Below are 313 nucleotides of genomic sequence, written 5' to 3'. Positions count from 1 at the left end.
ACATGGGCCTGAACACCACGATCAAGCACATCGACAAGCTCGACGACCACACCGTGCGTTTCAACCTGAACAACGTTGACGCCTCGTTCGTGCAGAACCTGGCGATGAGTTTCGCTTCGGTGCAATCGGCCGAATATGCCGACCAGCTCCTCAAGCAAGGCAAGGCCGAGGACATTAACCAGAAGCCGGTCGGCACCGGCCCGTTCGTGTTCAAGCGCTACCAGAAAGACGCGCAGATCCGCTACGTCGCCAATCAGCAGTACTGGAAACCCGAGGACGTGAAACTCGACAACCTGGTGTTCGCCATCACCCC

General features: G+C 57.8%; 1 protein-coding gene. It reads left to right on the top strand.

Annotation, left to right across the window (positions count from 1 at the left end; genetic code table 11):
- Positions 1-313 (top strand): ABC transporter substrate-binding protein (locus AC0L3B_RS39025; RefSeq protein ID WP_473383029.1); only part of this gene is annotated, 313 nt, incomplete at both ends.

Source organism: Bradyrhizobium sp. Kon56 (assembly GCF_055807635.1).
This window is presented reverse-complemented; position numbering and strand designations above follow the sequence as displayed.